Annotated in this window: 23 protein-coding genes; 11 read left to right on the top strand and 12 right to left on the bottom strand. The window is 73.3% G+C overall.

Features of this window, described 5'->3' with window-relative positions:
• Nucleotides 1-92 precede the first annotated feature (92 nt).
• The 3 genes from ACFRMQ_RS10620 to ACFRMQ_RS10630 all read right to left on the bottom strand — a co-directional run bounded on the left by ACFRMQ_RS10620 (nucleotide 93) and on the right by ACFRMQ_RS10630 (nucleotide 2,760).
• The gene (locus tag ACFRMQ_RS10620) at nucleotides 93-308 is read right to left on the bottom strand and encodes a hypothetical protein (RefSeq protein WP_380729146.1); all 216 of its coding nucleotides are present in this window, start codon (nucleotides 306-308) and stop codon (nucleotides 93-95) included.
• A 305-nt stretch (nucleotides 309-613) separates the two neighbouring features.
• Nucleotides 614-1,594 carry an alpha/beta hydrolase gene (locus tag ACFRMQ_RS10625; RefSeq protein ID WP_380729148.1) on the bottom strand — a complete coding sequence of 327 codons (981 nt, stop codon included), beginning with the start codon at nucleotides 1,592-1,594 and terminating at the stop codon, nucleotides 614-616.
• Nucleotides 1,595-1,692: 98 nt separating this feature from the next.
• On the bottom strand, nucleotides 1,693-2,760 hold the full coding sequence (locus ACFRMQ_RS10630; RefSeq protein ID WP_380729150.1) for an alcohol dehydrogenase catalytic domain-containing protein: 1,068 nt from the start codon (nucleotides 2,758-2,760) through the stop codon (nucleotides 1,693-1,695).
• Between the two features lie 122 nt (nucleotides 2,761-2,882).
• Between ACFRMQ_RS10630 and ACFRMQ_RS10635 the strand changes: the two genes are divergently transcribed.
• On the top strand, nucleotides 2,883-3,482 hold the full coding sequence (locus ACFRMQ_RS10635; RefSeq protein ID WP_380729152.1) for a CGNR zinc finger domain-containing protein: 600 nt from the start codon (nucleotides 2,883-2,885) through the stop codon (nucleotides 3,480-3,482).
• A 117-nt stretch (nucleotides 3,483-3,599) separates the two neighbouring features.
• A complete protein-coding gene (locus ACFRMQ_RS10640) occupies nucleotides 3,600-4,139 on the top strand; it encodes a GNAT family N-acetyltransferase (protein WP_380729212.1) in 540 nt (179 codons plus the stop codon).
• 165 nt (nucleotides 4,140-4,304) lie between these two features.
• Here ACFRMQ_RS10640 and ACFRMQ_RS10645 read toward each other — a convergent pair whose 3' ends face one another.
• Both ACFRMQ_RS10645 and ACFRMQ_RS10650 read right to left on the bottom strand, forming a co-directional pair.
• Complete coding sequence (locus ACFRMQ_RS10645) at nucleotides 4,305-4,523, bottom strand: hypothetical protein (protein ID WP_380729154.1); 219 nt, start codon at nucleotides 4,521-4,523, stop codon at nucleotides 4,305-4,307.
• 157 nt (nucleotides 4,524-4,680) lie between these two features.
• Nucleotides 4,681-5,064, bottom strand: coding sequence for a hypothetical protein (locus tag ACFRMQ_RS10650; RefSeq protein ID WP_380729156.1), 384 nt, complete (start codon nucleotides 5,062-5,064; stop codon nucleotides 4,681-4,683).
• A gap of 147 nt (nucleotides 5,065-5,211) precedes the next feature.
• Between ACFRMQ_RS10650 and ACFRMQ_RS10655 the strand changes: the two genes are divergently transcribed.
• The gene (locus ACFRMQ_RS10655) at nucleotides 5,212-6,009 is read left to right on the top strand and encodes a DUF1963 domain-containing protein (RefSeq protein ID WP_380729159.1); all 798 of its coding nucleotides are present in this window, start codon (nucleotides 5,212-5,214) and stop codon (nucleotides 6,007-6,009) included.
• A 178-nt stretch (nucleotides 6,010-6,187) separates the two neighbouring features.
• Here the strand turns inward: ACFRMQ_RS10655 and secD are convergent, their stop codons facing one another.
• The 4 genes from secD to ACFRMQ_RS10675 all read right to left on the bottom strand — a co-directional run bounded on the left by secD (nucleotide 6,188) and on the right by ACFRMQ_RS10675 (nucleotide 10,385).
• Nucleotides 6,188-8,512 carry a protein translocase subunit SecD gene (gene secD, locus ACFRMQ_RS10660; protein WP_380729161.1) on the bottom strand — a complete coding sequence of 775 codons (2,325 nt, stop codon included), beginning with the start codon at nucleotides 8,510-8,512 and terminating at the stop codon, nucleotides 6,188-6,190.
• Nucleotides 8,513-8,689: 177 nt separating this feature from the next.
• Nucleotides 8,690-9,106: a hypothetical protein gene (locus tag ACFRMQ_RS10665; RefSeq protein ID WP_380729163.1), complete on the bottom strand. Its 417-nt coding sequence runs from the start codon at nucleotides 9,104-9,106 to the stop codon at nucleotides 8,690-8,692.
• Between the two features lie 155 nt (nucleotides 9,107-9,261).
• A complete protein-coding gene (locus tag ACFRMQ_RS10670) occupies nucleotides 9,262-9,825 on the bottom strand; it encodes a dihydrofolate reductase family protein (RefSeq protein WP_380729165.1) in 564 nt (187 codons plus the stop codon).
• Entirely contained in the window at nucleotides 9,822-10,385 is a 564-nt protein-coding gene (locus ACFRMQ_RS10675) for a TetR/AcrR family transcriptional regulator (RefSeq protein WP_380729167.1), read from the bottom strand. Before ACFRMQ_RS10675 ends, ACFRMQ_RS10670 begins: the two co-directional genes overlap by 4 nt.
• 279 nt (nucleotides 10,386-10,664) lie before the next feature.
• On the opposite strand from ACFRMQ_RS10675, the gene ACFRMQ_RS10680 reads away from it, so the two are divergent.
• The 3 genes from ACFRMQ_RS10680 to ACFRMQ_RS10690 all read left to right on the top strand — a co-directional run bounded on the left by ACFRMQ_RS10680 (nucleotide 10,665) and on the right by ACFRMQ_RS10690 (nucleotide 14,015).
• Nucleotides 10,665-11,903 carry a sensor histidine kinase gene (locus ACFRMQ_RS10680; RefSeq protein WP_380729169.1) on the top strand — a complete coding sequence of 413 codons (1,239 nt, stop codon included), beginning with the start codon at nucleotides 10,665-10,667 and terminating at the stop codon, nucleotides 11,901-11,903.
• Complete coding sequence (locus ACFRMQ_RS10685; protein ID WP_380729172.1) at nucleotides 11,900-12,574, top strand: response regulator; 675 nt, start codon at nucleotides 11,900-11,902, stop codon at nucleotides 12,572-12,574. The genes ACFRMQ_RS10680 and ACFRMQ_RS10685 overlap by 4 nt, the downstream gene beginning before the upstream one ends.
• Nucleotides 12,575-12,788: 214 nt before the next feature.
• The gene (locus ACFRMQ_RS10690; RefSeq protein WP_380729174.1) at nucleotides 12,789-14,015 is read left to right on the top strand and encodes an alpha/beta hydrolase; all 1,227 of its coding nucleotides are present in this window, start codon (nucleotides 12,789-12,791) and stop codon (nucleotides 14,013-14,015) included.
• Between the two features lie 163 nt (nucleotides 14,016-14,178).
• Here ACFRMQ_RS10690 and ACFRMQ_RS10695 read toward each other — a convergent pair whose 3' ends face one another.
• From ACFRMQ_RS10695 to ACFRMQ_RS10705, 3 genes are all read right to left on the bottom strand, one after another.
• A complete protein-coding gene (locus ACFRMQ_RS10695; protein WP_380729176.1) occupies nucleotides 14,179-15,498 on the bottom strand; it encodes an MFS transporter in 1,320 nt (439 codons plus the stop codon).
• A gap of 181 nt (nucleotides 15,499-15,679) precedes the next feature.
• A complete protein-coding gene (locus tag ACFRMQ_RS10700; RefSeq protein ID WP_380729178.1) occupies nucleotides 15,680-17,014 on the bottom strand; it encodes a dihydrolipoamide acetyltransferase family protein in 1,335 nt (444 codons plus the stop codon).
• Nucleotides 17,015-17,046: 32 nt separating this feature from the next.
• Nucleotides 17,047-19,224 (bottom strand): thiamine pyrophosphate-dependent enzyme, encoded by a 2,178-nt coding sequence (locus ACFRMQ_RS10705; protein ID WP_380729181.1) that lies wholly within the window; start codon nucleotides 19,222-19,224, stop codon nucleotides 17,047-17,049.
• 137 nt (nucleotides 19,225-19,361) lie between these two features.
• Between ACFRMQ_RS10705 and ACFRMQ_RS10710 the strand changes: the two genes are divergently transcribed.
• The 5 genes from ACFRMQ_RS10710 to ACFRMQ_RS10730 all read left to right on the top strand — a co-directional run bounded on the left by ACFRMQ_RS10710 (nucleotide 19,362) and on the right by ACFRMQ_RS10730 (nucleotide 23,003).
• Nucleotides 19,362-19,931 carry a VOC family protein gene (locus ACFRMQ_RS10710; protein ID WP_380729184.1) on the top strand — a complete coding sequence of 190 codons (570 nt, stop codon included), beginning with the start codon at nucleotides 19,362-19,364 and terminating at the stop codon, nucleotides 19,929-19,931.
• Between the two features lie 38 nt (nucleotides 19,932-19,969).
• On the top strand, nucleotides 19,970-20,641 hold the full coding sequence (locus ACFRMQ_RS10715) for a GntR family transcriptional regulator (protein WP_380729187.1): 672 nt from the start codon (nucleotides 19,970-19,972) through the stop codon (nucleotides 20,639-20,641).
• Between the two features lie 8 nt (nucleotides 20,642-20,649).
• The gene (locus ACFRMQ_RS10720) at nucleotides 20,650-21,405 is read left to right on the top strand and encodes an SDR family NAD(P)-dependent oxidoreductase (RefSeq protein ID WP_380729189.1); all 756 of its coding nucleotides are present in this window, start codon (nucleotides 20,650-20,652) and stop codon (nucleotides 21,403-21,405) included.
• A 152-nt stretch (nucleotides 21,406-21,557) separates the two neighbouring features.
• Nucleotides 21,558-22,520, top strand: coding sequence for a phosphatidylinositol-specific phospholipase C (locus tag ACFRMQ_RS10725; RefSeq protein WP_380729191.1), 963 nt, complete (start codon nucleotides 21,558-21,560; stop codon nucleotides 22,518-22,520).
• Nucleotides 22,521-22,589: 69 nt separating this feature from the next.
• The gene (locus ACFRMQ_RS10730) at nucleotides 22,590-23,003 is read left to right on the top strand and encodes a hypothetical protein (protein WP_380729193.1); all 414 of its coding nucleotides are present in this window, start codon (nucleotides 22,590-22,592) and stop codon (nucleotides 23,001-23,003) included.
• Nucleotides 23,004-23,064 lie beyond the last annotated feature (61 nt).

Genomic DNA, 23,064 nt, shown 5'->3' on the forward strand with positions numbered 1-23,064 from the left:
GGCGGGGGCAACCGCCCCCCCCCCGGCCACGACCGTCGATCCGTCCGAGGCGCTCACCGGTTCGCGGTGGGCGACCCCTTACCCGGCGTGGCTCAGTTGCCGAAGACGCCGATCCCGTTCACGGTGGACGCCCCCTTGCCCGACGCGACATCGTTGGCGAACACACCGACAGCGGAGACGGAGTGGGAGCCGATGGCGGCGAAGGCCGGGGCGGCTGTCGCGGCGCCGCCCGCGACCAGTGCCGCGGTGAGCGCGACCGCCGGGGCGAGGCGACGGGCCCGGTTCACGGCACGGTTGTTCTTTCGCATGTGACTTCCCCCTTGATGACCGCTCCGGCGCGCGGGCGGGGCCGCGTCCGGGCGCTACGACGTACATCTGGTGACCGAGTGATGCGTCGGCGGCCGGTTCCGGTCTCCGGCCGCTCATCTATCTGACGTGTGAGGCACGCGAAGGTTGCAGGCGGACTCGGAAATTCCTTCGGGACCCGCGAAACCTCGTGGCGGACACCCGCCCACGGGCACCTGGTGTTCCGGCCTCGGGTCACGGCCGGGTCCGAGGAGTGCCACCGGTTCCCGCGCCGGTTCGCGGCGTCCGAACCGGAGAGGTGCGTGCGTCACCCGGTGGACGTGTCCTGGAACCGGCGGGCGAGGTAGTCGAACCAGGTCTGCCGGAAGGTGGCCGCGAGTCTCGACTCGGGGGCGAACAGGTCGAAGGCGTGGTAGGCGCCCGGATAGAGGTGCAGTTCGACCGGGACGCCGTGGGCGCGCAGGCGTGCGGCGTAGTCGAGGTCCTCGTCGCGGAAGCAGTCGAGTTCACCGACCGCGATGAAGGTCGGCGGCAGCGCGCCGAGGTCCCGCGCGCGGGAGGGCGCCGAGTACGGGCAGACGTCGTCGGTTCCGCTGCGCTCCCCCAGGACCGCCTGCCAGGCCAGGAGGTTCGTGGAGCGGTCCCAGATGCCGATGTCGGTGATCTCGTGGCTCGACGCGGTCGCGTTGCGGTCGTCCAGCATGGGGTACGTCAGCGACTGGAACAGGGGCGCCGCGCCGCCGCGGTCACGGACCAGCAGAACGGTGGCCGCCGCGATGCCTCCGCCGCCGCTCTGGCCCGCGACGCCGATCCGGGCACCGTCCAGGCCCAGGGCCTCCGCTTCGCGGACGAGCCACTGGTAGGCGGTGAAACCGTCCTCGGCGGCGCCGGGAGCGGGTGTCTCCGGGGCGAGCCGGTAGTCGACCACGGCGACGGCGCAGCCGAGTCGCGAGCACAGCCGCTTGAGCCAGGGGTCGTCCTGGGCGGCGAAGCCGAGCACCTGGCCGCCGCCGTGGAACCAGAGCATCACGGGCAGCGGTCCCGGCGCGGTCGCGGGGCGCAGCAGGCGGACCGGCACGTCGGGGCCGTCGGCGCGGCCGACGCGGTACTCCCGGGTGATGACCGACGGTTCGTCGGGCTCGCTCGCGGCGATCGACTCGGCCTGCGCGCGGAACGCCACGCGCGTCGCGGGGATGTCGGTGAGGTCGAACGCACCGTTGGGCGTCATGGGGACGCCGGCGAGTGCCCGGCTCAGTTCCCGGTCCATCAGCAGACGGGAAACGGGCATGGTCGTGCCTGCTTTCTTCGCGTGGGGGGGGCGCCACCGCGGGCGGCGCTGAGGAAGGACCCGAGGGAGGGTCCGAGGGAGGGTCCGAGGGGGACGGCTCAGGCCTGGAACTCGTCGATGACGACCACGCCGGTCGGTCCGTACGTCTCCAGGGACTCCAGGACCCCGCTCGCCTCGTGGAGGCCCACGGTGCGGGTCACGATCCGGCCGGGGGCGAGGCGCCCGGCGGCGATCATGTTCAGCATCGTGCCGAACCGCTGGCCCTGCATGCCGAAGGCGCTCAGGAACTCCAGCTCCTTGACCATCATGACGTCGATCGGCAGCGCGACGTCCCCCTTCTCCGCGGCGGTGGTGTGCCCGAGTTGGAGGTGGCGGCCCCGCGTGCGCAGGGACAGGACGGAGTTGCGGCAGGCCTCGGCGATCCCCACGGAGTCGACCGACACGTGCGCTCCGCCCCCGGTGAGGGTCTTCACCGCCTCCGTGGGCTCGTCCTTCGCCGCGTTGACGGTGTGGACCGCGCCCAGGGCCCGCGCGGCGTCCAGTTTCTCGTCCGTGATGTCGACGGCGATGACGTTGGCTCCCGTCGCCGCGGCGATCTCCACCGTCGACAGGCCCATGCCGCCGCCGGCGCCGTACACCGCGACCCATTCCCCGCCGCGGACCTTCGCCTGGTCGACGACGCCGTGGAAGGCGGTCATGTAGCGGCAGGCGAGGGCGGCGACGTCGACGAAGCCGACGGCCTCCGGCACCCGGACCAGGTTGACGTCGGCGAAGCGGACCATGACGTACTCGGCGAAGGCTCCCCAGTAGGAGACCCCGGGCACGAGCGAGTCCACGTGCTCGCACACCTGCTGGTTGCCGCTGCGGCACATCTCGCAGGAGCCCTCGCCGGGGTTCATCGGGAAGATGACGCGGTCGCCCTCCCGCCAGTCCCGTACGTCCCGGCCGACTTCCACGACGGTGCCGGCGAACTCGTGGCCGAGGACGAAGGGGGGCTCGACGCTCGGCCCGCCCGTCCAGAAGTTCCCGGCCCACAGGGCCCAGTCGGTGCGGCAGATCCCGTTGGCGCCGACGCGCAGGATCGCGCCGTCCGGCGGGCACGCGGGGTCGGGCACGTCGCGGATGACGAGCGGCTTGTGGAGTTCCTCGATGACGGCGGCGCGCATGGACGCGACCTCCTCGTGACTCGTGATGCGGTGAAGGGGCGATTCAACGTCCACCGGTTCAAGTGGTGGACCTGAAGCCAAGCGCTTGCCCGGCGCAATGTCAACCGCATAAAGTGGTGGACATGGATGACGAGGGTGGTCGGCGCGGAGGGCGCCAGCGCGCCAAGGCCGACTTCCGCTTCGACGACGCGCGACTGTGCTTCGCCCTGGCCGGCACCCTGGCCGATCGCGGCACCGACACGCCGTTCGAACGGCTGTCCCGGCCGGAGGACCTGGGCCGCTGGAGCGTGGAGAGCGGCTGCACCACGGTGGCGCCGGCCTGCACCGAAGCCGACCTGGACCACGCCAGACGGCTGCGCGAGGCGATCCAGCGCACGGGCCGGGCCCTGGCGGACGAGACCCCACCCGCCCCCGAGGACATCGCGCTGATCAACAGCGCCGCCGCCGAGCCCACCTCGGTACCCGAACTCTCGGCCGACGCGGCCTCCGTGCGCTGGCACGGCGACGGGGTCACGGCGGTGCTCTCCATGGTCGCGCGGGACCTGATCGAGCTCTGCCGGTCGGAACACCGCACACGCGTCCGCATCTGCGGAAACCCCGCGTGCGGCACACCGTTCGTCGACACCTCCCGCGCGGGCGCCCGCCGTTGGTGCTCGATGAAGACCTGCGGCGCCCTCGCCAAGAAGCGCACCTATCGGGCCAGGTCGCAGAGCGAGGCCTGAGCCGGACCCTGCACACCGACTACCGACTACCGACTACCGGCGGGGACCGGCTCACCGGGGTCGGTCCCGAGAAAAATGGATTGCCTCGGGACCGCGATCCACCGTTGGCTTGGCGACATGACTGAATTGCGTACCGACCGACTCGTCCTCCGTCGATGGCAGGACTCCGACCTTGAACCGTGGGCGGCGATGAACGCCGATCCCGAGGTCCGGGAGCACCTGGGCGACCTGATGACCCGTGAACAGAGCGATGCCCGCGTGGCACGGTTCCGGACGGAGTTCGACGAGCGGGGCTACGGGTGGTGGGCGGTCGAAGTACTGGCTACCGGCGAGTTCGTCGGCTTCGCGGGCCTGGACCAGGTGGATGAAGGCCTGCCGTTCACGGGGGTGGAGATCGGTTGGAGGCTCGCTCGTTCAGCCTGGGGCCACGGCTACGCCACCGAGGCCGCCGTGGCGGGCCTGGCCTTCGGCTTCGAGACCCTTGGGCTCCCCGAGATCCTGGCGGTGACGACAGCCACCAACCTCCGCTCCCAGGCGGTCATGCGCCGGATCGGCATGACCCGGGATCCCGCTGACGACTTCGACGACCCCACCGCACCCGAAGGGCCGCTGCGTCGGAACGTGCTGTACCGGATCGCCCGTGGCACGAAAATGTGATGCTCCGCGCTCAGGCGCCCGTCGGGTGGCGAGAACGTCGGGGTGGCGGGCGGTGACGTTGCGCCGGCGCAGCTACGCGTGCGGCGCCCGGGTCGAACGTCCCGCGACCTCCGACCGGCCCCGGGCCCGTCGGCGCCGACCCGGTGAACCCGCTCGGCCACGGCACTAACGCAGGATGCCCACGAGCCCGTCCCCGCCCTCCGCGCACGCGAACGTGCCCGCGCAGCACCGCTCCCACCCGGTGGGCGCAGCCAGCAGGGTCAGCTGTGACCACCGGTCGGCGGCCCCCGGGTGTCGGCGCAGCCACAGGCCCAGCCCCGGCACCGTCAGGTCGTCAGCCCCCGCGCAGGACGGGTGGGCGGGCGACGGCAGCAACTCCAGCATCGGACCATGGTGCCCCTCGCGTCTCCCGGCCGACGACGACGGGGAGCCCTCTGCGACGCGCCACGGCCGGCCGCTGGCGTGCCCGGGACGACAGCGGATGGCACCACCACCACAGCGCTACGGGCAGTGCGGCGGATCGGCGATCCGGGGGCTGAACTCAGCCGACGGCGTTCACCAGTTGCTCCGCCTTGGCAGCCGCTTCGCCGGCACTGGCGGTTTCGAGTTCCGCCAGGGGCAGCCCGTCGTGCGATGTCCGGGTGTGGACGAGATAGCGCCCTTCGGGGACGAGCGCGATGGCGACGGTGAGGACCTCTCCGTCGCCGAGCCACCACCGGGGGCCTGTGCCGAACCGGAGCGTCGCATGACTCGTGAACGGGTAGTAGCGGCTGAGCGAGGTGTGCCTCGCGGCGAGGATCAGGTCACTCAGGATGGGTGGAACCCACGACCGGCCGGGAAGCCGGCAGAGGTCGTCCTGTTCCGCTGCCGCTTCGGCCTGGAAGTCCCACGCCTCGCTCAGAGAATCGCTCAGAGAATCGCTCACGCCCGGGATTCTGCCGTGCTCGTCCGTCCGCGGGAAGGTGGCGCCGTGGTCGGCGGTGGGCGCTGTGGTCGGCGGTGGGCGCTGTGGTCGGCGGTGGGCCCTGGGGCCGCGGCGCCCGCTGTCGGCGGGCGGTGCGAGGATGCGTCCATGGAGTTCGAGGATGCGGCCGTGATGCGCCGGGTGTGCGAACAGCGGCTCGGCCCCGGGGCCGGGCGGCAGTTCGCTTCGATGGCCCGGCGGGGCTTTCGGCTGGTCGCGGCCGGGGAGGGGTCCCGCGCCGCGGGCCGGTCGCGGCTCGGCGGGCCGGCTCTGCTCGAACCGGGCACCCCCTGGCCCGAGTTGGCAGGCGTCCCGCTGTCCCTGCACGCCGTGCTCGACACCGATGCGCTCGCCGGGTGGCTCGGGGACCAACTGCCCGTCCGGCCGGGTCTGTTGAACTTCTTCTACCTCGACCCCGAGGTGCCGTACGAGGAGTACCGCGAGCTGGACTCCCGCAGTCCCGACGCGTGGCGGGTGATACCCGCCGATCCCGGGCGGGCGGTCACGGCGACCGCCCCCGCGCCCGCCCGCCGCTACCCGGCCCGCCCGGTGCACGCGGTCGAGGTGACCATGCTCCCGGACTGCTGGGACGTCCAGGACGACGACGTCGACTACGACGAGGACCGGCACTGGGGCGCGGCCTCACTGATCCTCCAGGAGATGGACGGCCTCGACGGGAACACCACCGGCCGGCACTGTGCGTTCGGCTGGCCCGACACCTCGTACACCGTGCCGGTGACCTCCCGCGACGGGGACGGTCCCGCCGTCCATCTGCTCCAGCTCGCCGAGGACCCCGGCCTGGGATGGGGCTGGGGCGACGCCGGGACGCTGTACTTCACCATCCCTGCCGGGGCGTTCGCGGCAGGCGACTTCAGCAGGGCCGAGGCGGCCGGCTACTGCTGCTGAGCCCCCGCCGGGTCCGGACCCGGGCCCGGACCCGGCGGAAGGGCCTCCGTCGGTGGAGGCCCTTCCGGTGCTCGCCGCCCGCCGGCGTCGAACAGGGGTCACCGGAGTCCGCCGGCCGGCCGACCGCACTCGGCGGCCGGTCGCGATACGCACGGCCTCCCCACCGGAGCGGCGCCCCTCAGACCACCGCGCCGTTGTGGTCGCGCGTCCGTGCCTCCCGTGCCTCCCGTGCTTCCCGGGCTTCCCTCGGCCGCTCGGGGAACCGCTCCTGGAGCAGTACGGCCACCGGCATCGCGGTGAACACCGTGGACGCCGTGCCCACCAGGACCCCGGCCAGCAGCGCCAGCGAGAAGTCGGCGAGCGAGTCGCCGCCGAGGACCGCCAGGGCCATCAGGACGAACAGCGCCCCCATGCCGGTGTTCACCGTCCGGGGGAGGGTCTGCGCCACGGCGCGGTCCGCGAGGTCCGCCCAGCCCGTCTTCGTCCCGGTCCGGCGCAGTTCGCGCAGCCGGTCCAGGACCACCACCGTGTCGTTGACCGAGTAGCCGACGATGGTGAGCAGCGCGGCGAGGAAGACGCTGTCCACCGGCTTGCCCAGCCAGGCGAAGAGGCCGAGGACGATCAGCAGGTCCTGCGCCATCGCGAGCACCGCGGCGGCCGCGAGGGTCCAGCGGAAGCGGATCGTGAGGTAGAGCAGTTGGGCGGCGACCGCGAGTCCGAGCGCGGCCAGCGCGTAGCCGCGCAGCTCGTCGCCGAGGCTCGGTCCGATCAGTTCGTCGCGCTCCACGGACAGTTCGCCGGTGACGCCGGTGAGTGCTTCGCGGATGCGCTGCTGCTGGTCGTCGCCGGTCTCCTTGGTGCGGACGGACACGCCGGTGTCGCCGGTGGTCTGCACCGTGGCCTGCGGGAATCCGGCGCCGACCACGGCCGCGCGGGCGGCGTCCGCGTCGACCCGCTGCGTGGCGGTGTACTGCGCCACCCGTCCGCCGGTGAACTCGACGCCGAAGTCCAGGCCGCGCCCGCCGATTCCGGCCAGGGCGAGCAGCAGCAGGCCGGCGCAGGCGCCCAGCCAGCGCCGCCGGTGGCGCATCAGCCGGGGCGGCCGGCGGGTCAGCCGGGTCCGGATCCGGCCGACGGTGGCCATGCCGGTCAGGGTGGGCCGCCGGACGACGGCGGGCCGGCGCACCGCCCACTCGGCGAGCAGCCGGGTGATCAGCATGGCGGAGAACATCGAGGCCAGCACGCCGATCGAGAGCGTCACCCCGAAGCCCTTGACCGGGCCGGTGGCGAACGCGAAGAGCAGCCCGGCGGCGAGCAGCGTCGTCACGTTGGAGTCGGCCACCGCGCTCCACGCCTTCGCGAAGCCGACGCGCAGCGGGCGCCGCAGGTCGCGTTCCTTGCCGGGGCCGGCCGCCCGGGGAGCGGTGTACTCCTCCCTGGCGCGTTCGAAGACCAGCACGTTGGCGTCCACCGCCATGCCGATGGCGAGCACGAAGCCGGCCAGTCCGGGCAGGGTGAGCGTCGCGCCGAGCGCGACCACGGCGGCGTAGGAGATCAGTCCGTAGAGGGCGAGCGCGACGGTGGCCAGCACGCCGAGCAGGCGGTACACCGCGATGATGAAGACCCCGGTGCAGAGCAGGCCGATGACCGCGGCCAGGGCGCTGGCCCGGATCGCCTCGGCGCCGAGGGTCGGGCCGACGGTGCTCTGCTCGATCACCGTCACCGGGACGGGCAGGGCGCCGCCCTTGACCAGGGCGGCGAGGTCGCGGGCCTCGTCGGCCGAGAAGCCGCCGGTGATCTGGGTCGAACCGCCGGTGATCCCCTGCCCGCAGGGCACGCTGTCCTGGACGCCGGGGGCGGACAGGACGCGGTCGTCGAGCACGATGGCGACCCGGCGGGCGGGGTCGGCCGGCGCGGCGCACGCCGCCTGCCCGGTGAGCCGGGCCCAGGCGTCGCCGGCCGAGCCGCGGAAGGAGAGGTCGATGCTCCAGCCGAGGCCGGTCCGGGTGTCGAGGACGGCCGAGGCGTCCTTGACCCCGTCGCCGGTCAGCGCCGGCGGGCCCAGCCGCAGGTGGCCGCCGGGCAGGCCGGGGTCGGCGAGGACCCGGGAGCCGTCCGGCGCGGGGGGTCCGGCCGGGCCGTCGGCGGTCGCGGTGACGGGGTGGAAGGTGAGCTGGGCGGTGCGGCCGATGACCCCGGCGGCCTCGCGGGGGTCCTGGACGCCGGGGAGTTCGACGACGATGCGCTGCTCCCCGGCGCGGGCGAGCGAGGGTTCGGCGACGCCGAGGCCGTCGACCCGGCGGCGCAGCACCTCCAGCGCCCGGTCGGTGGCGTCCGCGTCGGCGCGGACGGTGGGCGAGTCCTGGGTCTCCAGGACGATCCGGGTGCCGCCGCGCAGGTCGAGGCCGAGGCGGGGCGGGGTGGTCAGGGCGACGTAGAGCGAGACACCGACGACGGCGAGCGCGACGAGCGCGCGCCAGAACGTGGCACGGCGAGTAGGCATGGGTACTCCACGGGCGGTCCGCGGGAGCCGGGCGTCCACAGGGGGACGCCGCACCCGGGACGGGCGGACGCGAGGGGACGGCGCGCCGCCGGGAACGCTCCGGGCACGGTGGCCGGAGGCCTCCCGTCCGGGCCGCGGGCAGGCCGCGGCACCCGGGTCGGCGGGCGCGGTGGGACGTCAGCTGGACCGGGTGGAGGGGGGACCGCGGGTGTGGCGGGGGTCGTAGTGGCCGGACGGCGGTGCCCGTTCCTGGCGCGGCCCCGAGGCGTACATCCCGGGGCGGGGCCGGGGGGCGTCCGTGCGGGCGGCCGGGAGCGTGGCCGGCGGGAGCACGGGCAGCCGGACGCCGGGCTCCGCGGCGGCGGTCGGCCGCCGGACGGCATCGACGTCGGGGCGGTCCGCGGTGCGCCGGACCTCCGCGCCCGCCGGGCCGAGCCGTACGGCGGCGGGGGCGGGCGCGACCGGGGCCGCGACGGCGGGCGGCGCGTCGGGGGCCGGCCGCGCCGCGCCCGTCGCCGTGCCGAGGAGGACCTGGCAGACGGCCCAGCCCGCGAGGAACGCGCAGGACAGCGCGGCCGCCGCGGTCCGACGCACGCGTCGCTCCACTCCGGCCCCCTCCCCGCTCGTGCCGTCACCGGTCCCGTCCGCAAGAAGCTCTCACTGTAGGCGACGACGCCACCGCCCGGGGAGGCCGGGCTGCGGAGCGGGCCCACCGACGCTTCGGCGGCCGGGGCGAGGCGGCCGGGGCGTCAGCGCTGGACGGTGTAGTGGCTGCTGGTCATGCCGGAGTCCGTGGTCAGGGTTCCGGTGTGGGTGAGCCGGATGTCCTGGGCGAGGGGGCCGAAGAGCGGGAGGCCGTGGCCCAGCAGGACGGGGACCCGGGTGAGGGTGATCTCGTCGACGAGGTCGTGTGCGAGGAAGCCCTGGACGACCTTGCCGCCGTCGATGTAGACGCCTCGCGCGTCGCGCCGGGCGAGCAGCCGCAGGGTCTCGGGGATGTCCCTCGTCACCGTGATCCGCTCGTCCCCGGTCGCCGGGAGGGTGCGGCTCAGGACGATGACCGGCTTCGCGTAGGGCCAGGTGTCGAAGGTCAGGACCTTCTCGTAGGTGCCGCGTCCCATGACGAGGTGGTCCACGGAGGCCATGAGCCTCTCGTAGTCGGGGGGCGGGTTCGGCCCGTCGTGGCCGGGTGCGTGGCCGGGGTTCTCCGGGGGGTCGGTGAGCCATCCGATGTCCCCGTCGGGGCGGGCGATGAAGCCGTCGAGGCTGGTGGCGATGAACACGTGTCCCCGCCAGTCGCGCGTGGTGGTCATGTCCAGCTCTCCATGAGTGCGTTGAGCAGTGCCTGAGGGGAGACCGTGATGGTCGGCGGTGTCGAGGCGGCCGCCCGGAGGTAGGAGCCGTTGACGACGTCGAGGAGGAGCGCGGCGGCCGTCCTGGGCTCGGGTGACCGGGTGAGATGGCCGTCCTCGCGTGCGCCGCCGACGAGTGCGGCCAGGTAGGTGATCTGGCGTTCCCACCCTTCACCGAGCAGTCGGCTGAGTTCGTCGTCCTTGAGGTCTTCGAGCAGCATCGTGACGCCGACGACGCCCCGCGACCGGTCCCGTGGCGGACGGGCCACCCCGTCGACCCACGAGCGGAGTTCGCCGAGGCGGTCTCCGGTGAGCGGAGCCTGCGGGATGGCCGCGCTCCATCTCGTGCTGAGCGCGACCAGGACGGCGTGCCGGGAGCCGAACCGCTTGACCAGGGTGGCCGGGTGCACTCCGGCAGCGCGGGCGGCCTCGGCCAGGGTCCAGGCTCCGGAGGTGTCGGCCAGTGCCGCGGAGATGCGGTCCAGCAAGTCGTCGTCCGAGTGTTCGCGGGGTCTCGCCATGCCATTAGTAAATCTCAATTGCCTAACTCTGCCAAGCCGGGCCGACGCACGCGCGTTCGACGCGACGCTGTGGCACCGGGCCTCGGGGGCGTCGGGCCTCGCGGCGCCGTCATACCTGAGAGCCAGGCGGGAGGCGGCTCCGGGGAGGGAGGCCGACCAGGAGGTTCGCTCCGTAACGTGGTATCCAAATGAACTTTTGGAGAGAAGCGTCGTGAGCGTCCGAACCCGTGTTTCCCGCCGGTCCCTTCCGTCCCCGGTCGCGGTGGCGGGAGGCGGCCGGTGAGCAGGACGGTGCGGGCGGTGCTGGGCGCCGCGCGGAGGGGCCTGTTCCCGTGGGCCCCGCAGCCGATGCCGCCCATGGGCGGGCCGGGGCCGCTGAGGTGGCTGCCGCAGCTGGCGGTCGGCGCGGTGGTGGTGTTCACGGCCGTGTCCGCCACCGAGGACATCCCGATGAGGGCGGTGGGGATCCTCCACGCGGCGCTGCTGCTTCTCGCGTTGCGCCGGCCGCTGCCGGCCTGGTGGCTGTCGCTGGCGATGCTGCCGGTGTTCTCGCTCCACGCGCCCTTCGGGCCGTACATGGGGTGGGCGTGGGCCGTGCACGCCGGGCTTCTGTTCCTGGTCGCGCTGCGCAATCCGCCGCCGGTGATGGTCGCGACAGTGCTGCTGAGCGCCGCGCTGCTGCTGGGTCTGCACGTGGCGGGCGGCGGGATCGGGCCGTGGTACTTCACGGCGATCGTGCTGGCGCTGTTCGCCCTCGTCGTGGCCGCCGCGACCGGGGTGCGCGGGACGAGGGAGGTCCGCGCCCGGCTCGCGGAGCAGGAGGCGGCGCTCGCGCAGGAACGGGCGCACCGCACCGTCCTGGAGGAACGCGCCCGCATCGCACGCGAGCTGCACGACGTGGTGGCCCACCACATGTCCGTCATCTCCATCCAGGCCGACGCCGCCCCGTACCGGGTCGCGGACCCGCCGGCGGAGTTGGTCGCGGCGCTGGCCGACATCCGCGCGGGCGCGCTGGAGGGGCTGACCGAGCTGCGGCGCCTCCTGGGGGTGCTGCGCTCCGAGGACCGTCCGGGCGGCGGCGCTCCCGAGGCTCCGCAGCCCACCCTGGAGCGGCTCGACGACCTGCTCGCGGGCGTGCGGGCGGCCGGGCTCGACGTGACGGCGGTGGTCTCCGGGGCGCGTCGCCCGCTGCCGGAGGGCGCGGAGCTGTCGGCGTACCGCATCGTGCAGGAGGCGCTCAGCAACACGCTGCGCCACGCCCCCGGTGCCACGGCCCGCGTCGAGCTGACGTACACCCCTGCCGCGCTGCGCCTGCGGATCCGCAACGGCCCCGGGACAGCGGCGCCGCAGCCTTCTCCGGGGGCCGGGCACGGCCTCCTGGGCATGCGCGAGCGTGCCGCGATGCTCGGCGGGGAGCTCTCCGCCGGCGCCACACCCGACGGTGGCTACCTGGTCACCGCCCTGCTGCCGGTGACCGACGCCCCGGCCGCCCGGACAGACGAGGAACGAACCGCATGACGATCCGAGTGATGATCGCCGACGACCAGGCGATGATCCGTGAGGCCTTCTCGGTGCTCCTCGGCGCCCAGCCCGGCATCGAGGTGGTCGGGACCGCCGTGGACGGCCTGGAGGCCGTGGCCAAGGCCGAGGAGCTCCGCCCCGACGTGATCGTCATGGACATCCGGATGCCCGGACTGAACGGCATCGACGCCACCCGCCGGATCACCCGGCAGACCGACCTGCCCACCAAGGTCCTGGTCCTGACCACCTTCGACCTCGACGAGTACGTGTACGAGGCGCTGCGGGCCGGCGCCGGCGGGTTCCTCCTCAAGGACGCCTCCGGGGTCGAACTGGCCGAGGCCGTGCGCGTGGTGGCCGCCGGGGACGCCCTGCTGTCCCCCGGGATCACCAAGCGGCTGATCGCGGAGTTCTCCCGGCTGAGCGGTTCGGCGAGGCCGCCCGCCCGGGTGCGGATCGACGTGCTGACCAACCGCGAGACCGAGGTGCTGGCACTGGTCGCCCGGGGGCTGTCCAACGCGGAGATCGCCGAGGAGCTCGTCGTCGCCGAGCAGACCGTCAAGACGCACATGGGCAGCATCCTGCAGAAGCTCCAGCTGCGGGACCGCACCCAGGTCGCCGTCTTCGCCTACGAGACGGGCCTGGTGGTTCCCGGCCGCACCGACCTCTGACCCCCGGGGGTGAGGCGGCGCGCACGGCCCCGTACCCGAGAGCCAGGCCGGGGAACGGCTCCGCCGGGTGAGGCCGACGAGGGTGTCGGATTCCTACCGTTTGCGGGGTGAGCCGGTCCCCGTCGGCCCGCAGGTGGCGGTGGGGACTTCGCGGCTCATGACCAGTCCCGCAGCGGGCGGAGACCGCCCCGAGCGCCTTCGGAGGAGTGCAGCCATGACCACCAGCACCACCAGCACCACGAGAACCGCCCGGAGGAAGTCCGGCGCACCGGCCGGCCGGCCGGTGCGGATCCTGCGGGCGGTCGGCGCCGTCCTGGCCTCGTTCCTCGCGTTCCTGCTCCTCGCCATAGTGCTCGGCGCGTACTTCCCGGCCATCCCCAAGGCGGGGGTGATCGGACCGGTCCTGGGAGGGCAGTACCCCTTCCACATCGCCCTGATCGCCCTCGTCGCGACCGGCCTCGCCGTGCTGGCCTGGCGGGCCGGCCTGGTGCGCTGGGGGCGTGCGGTCACCGCCGTCACGGCGCTGTGCACCGTGGGCGCGCTGGCCATCGGCGCGGTCCAGTTCCAGGCGGCCCGGAGCGCCGGCGTCGACGTCTCCCTGGGCCAGGTGTTCACCGAACTCGGCTACCCGGCGGTGGAGCCGGACGCGACCGAGACGTTCGCGAGCCCCGAGGGCGAGCCGCTGCGGGTGGACGCGTACCTTCCCGAGAAGACCCCGGGCAGGAAGAGCCCGGCCGTCGTGCTCGCCCACGCCGGAGGCTTCCACACCTTCGACAAGAGCGACCTGCGCGGCACCGGCCGCTGGCTCGCCGACCACGGCGTCGCCGTCTTCGCCGTCGACTACCGTCTGGCCGGCCCCGGCCGTCCCACCTGGGACAAGGCCCCGCAGGACCTCGTCTCCGCCCTGCGCTGGGTGCGCGAGAACGCCGACGGGTACGGCGTCGACGGCTCGCGGATCTCCCTCGGCGGCATGTCGGCGGGCGGCACCCTGGCGATGAACACCGCCTACCGCCTCCGGAACGGCACCATCACGGCCGCCGACGGCGCCACCCCCGAGCCCCCGGCCTCCGTGGTCGGCTTCTACCCCGGCACCGATGTCGCCCGGATGTGGGAGGACGACGTGGCCGGAACCCGCGAGGCCGCGGAGATGTTCACCGGTGGCACGCCGCAGCAGTTCCCGGACCGCTACCGCGAGGTCTCCCCGACCTCCGACGTGCGCGCCGGCCTGCCCCGCACCCTGCTCGTGGTCGGGGACCGCGACCGCAGCGCCCGTCCCGAGACCGTCACCGGCCTCGGCGACGCGCTCAGGAAGCAGGGCGTCGAGGTCGAGGTCAGGCAGCTGCCCTTCGCCGAGCACGCCTTCGACGACGCGTACGGCAGCCTCACCTCCCAGACGAGCCGGCAGATCCTGCTCGACTTCCTCACCCGGGACGCGCGCTGACCCCGGACTCCCGGTCGGCCGACAGGACCTGAGCACCTGACGGGCCCGAGGCCGGTGGCGGGCCGACCGGCCCCCGCCGGTCTTCGGGTGCCGGGCCGGTCGGCCGACCCGGTCAACCCGGTCAACCCGGTCAAGCCGGTCAAGCCGGTCAAGCCGGGAAGGGTCAGCTCTCGCCGCCCCGTTCGTCCCCGGCCGAGAACCGCAGGCGGGTGGCGGCCGCGGCGCCGAGGGCCAGCAGCACCACGGAGATCCACAGGCCGGCCAGGTGGTTGCCGGTGCTCTCCTCGGCCCAGCCCATGACGTAGGGGCCGACGAAGCCACCGGTGATGCCGACCGTGTTGAGCAGCGCCAGGCCGCCGGCGAGTGTCCTGCCCTCCAGCCGGGTGCCGGGGAAGTTGAACAGGAGCGGCTGGACGACGAAGAACGCCAGGCCGGTGAAGCAGAAGCCGAGCAGCGCGATCACCGGGCCGGCGACGGAGGCGACGACGAGTCCGACGAACATCATCAGCAGGCCGGTCACCACGAAGTTGCGGGAGCGGCGGGGAGTGGTGGCGCGCGCCGGCACCACGACGGCACCGATCGCGGCCGTCACCCAGGGCAGGCTGGTCAGCAACCCGATGGTGAACGGTGACAGGTGCCCCCAGCCGCCGATGATGCCGGGCAGGAAGTAGACGACGGAGTAGAGCGCCACCTGATGCGTCCAGTTGGCGAAGATCGCGATGAGCATCTGCTTGTCGCGCAGCACCGTCAGCAGGGAACCGGAGCTGGTCCCGGCGGCCTTGGCGCCTTGCTCCTGCTCGCGGGCCGCCGCCTCGCTGACCAGCGCCGCCTCCTTGGCGGTCAGCCACGGGGCCGTGGCCGGGCCGTCGGGGAGGTACCGGAAGACGACGAAGGCCAGCAGGACGCAGGGAAGTCCCTCGATGACGAACATCCACTGCCAGCCGTGCCAGCCGCCGATCCCGTCCATCTCCAGCAGCAGACCGCCCAGCGGGTTGCCGAGCACGCTGGCGATCGAAGCCCCGAGCAGCAGCAGGCCGATGGCCCGGCCCCGGGTCGCGGAGCGGAACCAGTACGTGAAGTAGAGGAGGATGCCCGGCAGCAGGCCCGCCTCGGCGGCGCCGAGCAGCAGCCGCATCGCGTAGAAGGACTTCTCTCCTTGGACGAACGCCATGCAGGCCGAGATGACGCCCCAGGTGAGCATGATCCGGGTGATCCACCAGCGGGCGCCCACCCGGTGCATGATCAGGTTGCTGGGCACCTCGGACACCGCGTAGGTGAGGAAGAACAGTCCCGCTCCGAGCCCGTAGGCGGCGGCGGATATGCCGAGGTCGGCCTCCAGCCGTTCCTTGGCCAGACCGATGTTGGTCCGGTCGAGGAACGACATGACGTAGGCCGCCAGCAGCAGCGGCATCAGCTTGCGGAGGTTGCGGCTGTCCAGTTCGCCGAGGGTGTCACGGGGCGTGGGGGTGGGGGGCGAAGACATCGGTGTCCTTAGGGGAGGGTCCAGGCGGTCCGCGGGAGCGCGGGACCGCGGCCGGGGCCGGAGGCGGGGCCGGGAGTGGGGGTGGGGCCGGAGCCGGGAACGGGGGCCGGGCGGTGCGGCGGGCGCGGGGGTGGCGTGTGCGGCACCGCCCGGCGGGGAGGGGACGGGGACGGGGACGGGCTCAGACCACGATCCGCATCGGGTCGGCGAGCGCGTCGGTGAAGGCGGCGAGCCAGCGGGCGGCGACGGCGCCGTCCACCGGCCGGTGGTCCACGGAGAGGACCACGGTCATCGCCTTGGCCGCCGTGACCGCGCCGTCGCGGACCACGGCCGCGTCCCGTACCGCGCCGACGGCCAGGATGGCGGCCTGGGGCGGGTTGATGATGGCGGCGAACTCCTCGACTCCGTACATCCCGAGGTTCGAGATCGTGAGGGAGCCGCCTTCCAGGTCGGCCTGCCGCAGGGTGCCGGAGCGCGCCCGCTCCGCGCGGTCCCGGGTCGCGGTGGCGACCGCCGACAGCGACATGCGTTCGACGCCCCGCAGGACCGGGGTCAGCAGTCCCCCGTCGGTGGCGACGGCGATCGAGACGTCCACGCTCTCGTAGCGGCGTACGGCGTCCGCGTGCCAGGTGGCGTTCATCTCGGGGACGGCCGTGTGCGCGAGCGCGGCGGCCTTGACCAGGATGTCGTTGAGGGAGACCTTGACCGGGCTCGCCGCGTTGATCCGCTGCCGGAAGGCGAGCAGTTCGTCCACCTCGCAGGTCGCGCGGAGGTAGAAGTGCGGGGTGTGCCGCTTGCTCTCGGTCAGCCGTGCGGCGATGGCCCGCCGCATCCGGGTGTGCGGGATGTCCTGGTGGCCGGCGCCCGCCGGGGCGGCCGGGGCCTGCGCCCGCGAGGGCGCGGGGGGCGCGGACCGGTCGGCCGGCTCCCGGGGCGGGGCGCTCGGCTCCGGCCGGTGTCGCCGGGCGGCGACGGCGGCCTCGACGTCCCGGCGCACGACCCGGCCCCCCGGGCCGGTGCCGGTCAGTTCGGCCGGGTCCAGCCCGGCCTCGCGGGCCAGCCGGCGGGCGAGCGGACTGCTGAACAGCCGCCCGCCGGGCGCGGGTCCGGCTTCCGCCGCCGGGGAAGCGGCGGACTGCGGTACGGCGGCCGGGGCGGGGGTGTCCGGGGCAGGGGTGTCCGGTACGGTCCGGCGTTCGGGGCGGACGGCATCCGCCTCCGGGACGGGGGCCACGCCCAGTTCGGCGAGCAGCGCGTCGAGGTCCCCGACGGACTCGTCCGGCGCGCCGAGGACCGCGACGGGGGTGCCCACCTCGATCTCGGCGCCGGGCTCGTACAGCGCCTTGAGCAGGACGCCGGGGCGCTCGGCGGGGACGTCGACCTCCGCCTTGTCGGTCTCGACGGAGATCAGCGCGTCGTCCGCCGCGAAGGCGGCGCCCTCCGCCACCTGCCAGGCGGACAGCACCCCCGCCGTGTCGTCGGCGGCCACCGCCGGCATGCGGAACAGTTCAGCCATGGGGAACCCTCCTGGGTCACGTGGGGTCGGGGTCAGTTCTCGGTGACCCGGCGGAGCGCGGCGACGGCCTCCGGGGTGCGGGCGATGGCCGCGCGCTCCAGCACCTTGCTGATGCTGGGCGAGGACTCCCCCGCGGTGAGGCGCTGGACCGGCTGGTCGAGCCAGTCGAAGTGGCGGCGCTGGATCTCGTCGGCCAGCCAGCCGCCGTAGGACGTGCCGATCGGGCCCTGTTCGGCGATGAGCACGTTGTTGGTCTTGCGGATGCTCTCGCCGAGGGTGTCCCAGTCCAGGCTGGCCCGGTCCAGCCAGCGCAGGTCGATCACCTCGGCGTCCAGCCCGAGCTGTTCGACGGCCTCCAGGACGTGCCCGGTCATCGCGAGGTACGAGACGACGGTGAGGGCCGAGCCGGTGCGGCGCACCGCGGCCTTGCCCACCGGCAGGCAGTAGTCGAGGTCGTCCACCGGGCCGGTGCCGGTGGAGTTGTACAGGTCCACGTGCTCCAGCACCACCACCGGGTCCTTGCAGGCCAGTGCGGAGTTCATCAGGCCGACGTAGTCGAAGGGGGTGGAGGGGGCGACGATCCGCCAGCCGGGGGCCGTGGCGAAGACGCCGGCCGGGTCCATGGAGTGCTGGGAGCCGTAGCCGGTGCCCATGGCGACCTTGCTGCGCAGCACAAGCGGCACGTCGGCGTCGCCGCCGAACATGTGCCGCGCCTTGCCGATCTGGTTGAAGACCTGGTCGGCCGCGACCCACATGAAGTCCGCGTACATGAACTCGACCACCGGTGTGTAGCGGCCGTCCAGCGCGATGCCGCCGGCGAGTCCGGCGAAGGCGTTCTCGCTGATGGGCGTGCCCAGGCAGCGGTCGGGGTGGGCCTCGGCGAGGCCCTTGGTGGCGCCGTTGGTGCCGCCCTTGAGGCGGTGGACGTCCTCGCCCATGACGACGATCGAATCGTCCTGGGCCATCCGGCGGCGCATCACCTCGGAGACGACGTCGATGAACTTGCGTTCGGCGGTGGCGCCGGTGAAGGTGTCCAGGTCGGCCTGGCGCACGCCGTCGAACTCCGAGAGGTCGCCGCGCACGCCCACGTCGCGGAAGGACGGGTCGGGCCACTCGGCGGGCTTGATCCGGCGCTTTCCGGGCTTGCCGTCCGGGTCCGGTTCCAGCAGTTCGTCGCCGATGCCGGCCAGCAGTTGCCTGGCCCGCGCCGTGCAGTCCTCGACGGCCGCGGCGTCCAGGATGCCGCGTTCGGTGAGCCGCTCGGCGAGGAGGGCCAGCGGGTCGCGGGCCCGCCACTCCTTCTCCTCGTCCTTGGTGCGGTAGCCGAACGCGCTGCCGGGGAACGGGCCGTTCTGGTGGAAGTAGCGGTAGACCTCGGCCTCGACGACGGTGGGGCCGTTGCCCGCGCGCATGTGTGCGACGGCTTCGCGCATGGCGAGGTGGGTGGCGAGGGGGTCCATGCCGTCCACCTGCCAGGCCGGGATGTTGAAGCCCAGGCCGCGCGCGGAGAGCCGGGGTTCGGCGGTGACCTCGTCCACGTGGGTGGAGACGGCGTACCGGTTGTTCTCGATGAAGAAGCAGACCGGCAGCTTCCAGGCGGCGGCGAGGTTCATCGTCTCCAGGACGGAGCCGATGTTCACCGCGCCGTCGCCGAAGTAGGCGACCGACACCGCGTCGGTGCCGGCCTGCCGTGCCGACCAGGCGAACCCGGCGGACTGCGGGACGCCGCCGCCGACGATGGCGTTGGTGCCCATCGCCCCGGCCTCGCGCCACTGGAGGTGCATGGATCCGCCCCGGCCCCGGCAGAAGCCGCGGGCCAGCCCGCAGATCTCGGCGAGGCCGCGGGTGAGGACGGTGCGGACGTCGTCGCTCACCGGTACGCGCGGGTCGATGCCGTGCGGGGCGACGTGGCCCAGGGCCTTGGCGAGGAACTGGTGGTGTCCCCGGTGCGAGCCGCCGACGAAGTCCGCGCTGGTCAGCGCGTGCACGGAGCCGACCGCGCCGCCCTCCTGGCCGATGCTGGAGTGCGCCGGGCCGTGGACCAGTCCCTGGGACGCGAGGTCGAGGACGTACTCCTCGAAGGTCCTGATCAGCAGGGTCTGGGCGAACATCGAGGTCAGCAGCGCGGGGTCGGCGTCCTGCCAGTCCTCGCGGGTCGCTGTCAGCTGGGTCCAGGGCGATGCCGCGGCCAGTTTCCGGTGTGTAGGCATGTGAACTCCCTATGCGTTTCGACCAGCACTGTCGCAGCGAATGGATCCATAGCCAACCCCTCGTTACCGGAGTGTGATATTCCAGTGACGCCATAACCCCTTGACCAAGGCACCTTTCGGGGATCAGGGTGATATCCATGCCAAGACAATGGATCCATTCATCGCGAGAGCGGGATGCGGAAGCCACGCCGCCGGGGCTGCCGGGGCTGACCGGGGTCGACCACATCGGCTTCACCGTCCCCGACCTCGACGAGGCGACGCGGTTCTTCGTCGAGGTGATCGGCTGCCAGTACGCCTACTCGCTCGGGCCGTTCCGCTCCGACGGCACGTGGATGGCGGAGCACCTGAACGTGCATCCGCGGGCCGTCATGCGCGAACTGCGCTTCTTCCGCTGCCCCGGCGGCCCCGACTTCGAGATCTTCGAGTACGAGGCACCCGGCCGGCACACGGACCAGCCCCGCAACAGCGACATCGGCGGCCACCACCTGGCGTTCTACGTCACCGACCTCGACGCCGCCGTCGCCCATCTGCGCCGCCACGGGGTGCGGGTCCTCGGCGAGCCGACCGCGAGCAGCGGCCCCAGTGAGGGCCAGCGCTGGGTCTACTTCCTCACCCCCTGGGGGATGCAGCTGGAGCTGGTTTCCTATCCGCACGGCAAGAGGTGCGAGGACGGCGCGCCCGCGCGGCTGTGGCAGCCTTCCGACTGAACACCGCCCCCCGCACCGGAAAGCGAGCCGTACCCGCCGTGCCCCAGAACCCGACCACCGGACCCAGCGCCTCCGCCGTCGCCAGCCAGCGGGTCGCCGACCACCTGCGCACCGCCATCCTGAGCGGCGAACTGCCGCCCGGGGCACGGATCATGCAGGAACAGGTCGCCGAGCGCCTCGGCGCCAGCCGTCTGCCGGTCCGCGAGGCCCTGAGGATCCTCGCCGCCGAGGGACTGACCGTCGTCAAGTCCAACAGCGGCGCCTGGGTCTCCAAGATGGACATGCGCGAGTGCGAGGGGGTCTACAAGATCAGGGAACGCCTCGAACCGCTCGCGCTGAGCGAGAGCATCCCGCACCTGACCGCGGTCCAGATCGCCGAACTCGCCGCCCTCGCGGGGCAGATCGAGGCCACCACCGACGTGGACCGCTTCCTCGTCCTGGACCGCCGGCTGCACCTGCTCACCTACGCCGGCTGCCCCGCCGGCCAGCTCACCGAGATGGTGGACCGCTTCTGGAACACCACGCAGCACTACCGCCGCGCGTTCGCCCGGATCACCGACGCCACCGGCTGGGAGCTGATCCACGCCGAACACCGCCTGATCGTCGAAGCGATCCGGCGCGGCGACCCCGAGGACGCCGAACGCTTCCTCACCGGGCACATCCGCCGCACGCGACTCCAACTCGTACAACACCCCGAACTCTTTTCCTGAGGACGAGAATGACCCCCTTCGGTGACCCCACCCCCTTCCACGGCAAGACCCTGCTGCTCTCCGGCGCGGGCGGCGGCATCGCCCGCGAGGTCGCCCGCCAGTTCCACGCGGCCGGCGCCCACCTGGTGCTGGGCGACCTCGACCCGGCGGCCCTGGAGGAGTTCGCCGCCTCACTCGGAACCGGCGGGGGCCGGGTGCTGATCCGACACCTGGACGCGGCCTCGGTGCGGAGCAACACCGCGTTCGTCGACGCCGCCGTCGAGGAGTTCGGTTCGGTCGACTTCCTGGTGCCCGCCGCCGGGATCTACCCCGAGCAGAGCGTCGCCGACATGACCGACGAGCAGTGGAGGAGCGTCGTGTCCGTCAACCTCGACGGGGTCTTCTTCCTCACCCGCGCCGTCCTGCCGCACCTCAACAAGCACGGCGCCATCGTCAACCTCGCCTCCATGGCGGGCCACCGGGGCAGCGTCCGGCACGCTCACTACGCCGCCACCAAGGGCGCCCTGCTCGCCTTCTCCCGCAGCCTCGCCTGGGAACTGTGCGGGCACGCCCGGGTCAACACGGTCTCGCCGGGCATCATCGAGACCCCCATGACCCGCGACTACGTCGCCGCCCGGGGCGAGGACGCGCTCTCCAGCACGCCCATGGGCCGGCTGGGCAGGCCCGAGGAGGTCGCCTCCGTCATCGCCTTCCTGTGCTCCCCCGCGGCGAGCTTCGTCCACGGCGAGACCATCCAGGTCAACGGCGGCATGCACATGATCTGAGGCCCGGCCCGGATCGCGTCACCGAACGGAACGGTCGCACCGAGGGCGTCACAATCGGCCGTGAACCTGTCAAAGTGGCCGCTCCGTACCCCACAATGACAGGCGCACGACTCGGACGAACGAGCCGACCGACGGACGCCGGGAGCCGCACCATGGGCATCACACGTCGTGACCTTCTCACCTGGGGCGCGGCCTTCGCCGCCACCGCCGCCACCGCCGCCACCGGCCTCGCCCTGCCGGGCCCTGCCCTGGCGGCGGCCGGCGCCACCACCCCGGGCGGCCTGCCGACCGACAGCTGGATGAGCGGCCTGGACGGCGGCACCTCCCTGCTGGACCTCACCATCCCCGGCACCCACGACTCCTGCTGCGAGAACCCCGCCTACGGCACCGAGTGGTCGCACACCCAGAACTGGGGCGTCCCCCAGCAGCTGACCGAGGGCGTCCGCTTCCTCGACATCCGCTGCAACGGCCTCCAGGGCGCGCCCGACGAACTCGGGATCTACCACTCCGACGCCTACCAGCACCTGCGCCTCCAGGACGTGCTGGACCAGTGCCGCGACTTCCTCCGGGCCCACGCCGGAGAAACCGTCCTGATGCGGCTGCGCAACGAGCGCGCCGGCGGCCAGGCGCTCGACGACACCGAGTTCATGCGGAGGGTCGACCACTACCTCGACGCGCTGGGCTACCGCGGCCTGTTCCACTTCTCCGGGTGGCCGACCCTCGCCACCGCCCGCGGGAAGGTCGTCCTGATCGCCGACTTCGCCAACCCGTGGGGCCTGATCGACTGGTCCAGCGGCGAGAACGGCTACTTCGACACCCAGGACCTCTGGCAGACCGGCGGCCTCGACCCCCTCGGCACCAAGGGCCGGCGCATCGTCGCCCAGTTCGACAAGGCCTTCGCCAACCCGTCCTACCCGAAGATGTTCGTCAACTTCCTCTCGTACGCGGGTGGTTACTGGCCCAAGACCAGCTCGCAGTCGCTGATGGACCGCACGGTCTACCCGTACCTGAGCGCCCGCACCCAGCAGCGCGCGCGGTTCGGCATCGTGCCGATGGACTTCCCCGACCTCCACGTCAACGTGCTGCGGATGCTGATCGACAAGAACGTCGTCTGAATTCCGGTGCCCCGAAGTGGCCGGGCCGGTAGTCTCCGGGCTGACCAGTGACCCGGACCGAAGGAACCGATGAACGACGCCGCCGAGCTCGGCCGCCCCATCGGCAGCCACGCCGCCCACGAACTGGCCGACGCCGCGCAGGTCTTCGCGTACGCCATGAACCACCACTGGTCCTACCGCGGCATGGACGATCCCGACCTGCGGGAGATCGCGGCCGTGCTGCGCGACGGCCTGGCCAGGCTGGCCGACGCACTGGAGTCCGGCGCGGACCTGGCGGACGAGCGGCCCCGGGGGGCCGGACCGGACGGCGGGGACGCCGCGGCCTGGCGGGAAGGCCGGGAACTCCTGCTCAAGGCGCGCGACGCGATCGCCCGCGCGGTACCCGAGGACTTCGACGAGGAGGGCGCTGACGACTGGCCGGGCGACCCGGTCGCCCGTCTGAACCACCTGCGCAAGGCCCGGTTCCGCACCTATCCGCGCTGACCGCCGATCTGCCCGGACCCCGCGCAGCACATGACGAGGCACTACTGGGGCGAGCCCGGAC

The sequence above is a fragment of the Kitasatospora sp. NPDC056783 genome, from assembly GCF_042789895.1.
GTDB lineage: Bacteria > Actinomycetota > Actinomycetes > Streptomycetales > Streptomycetaceae > Kitasatospora.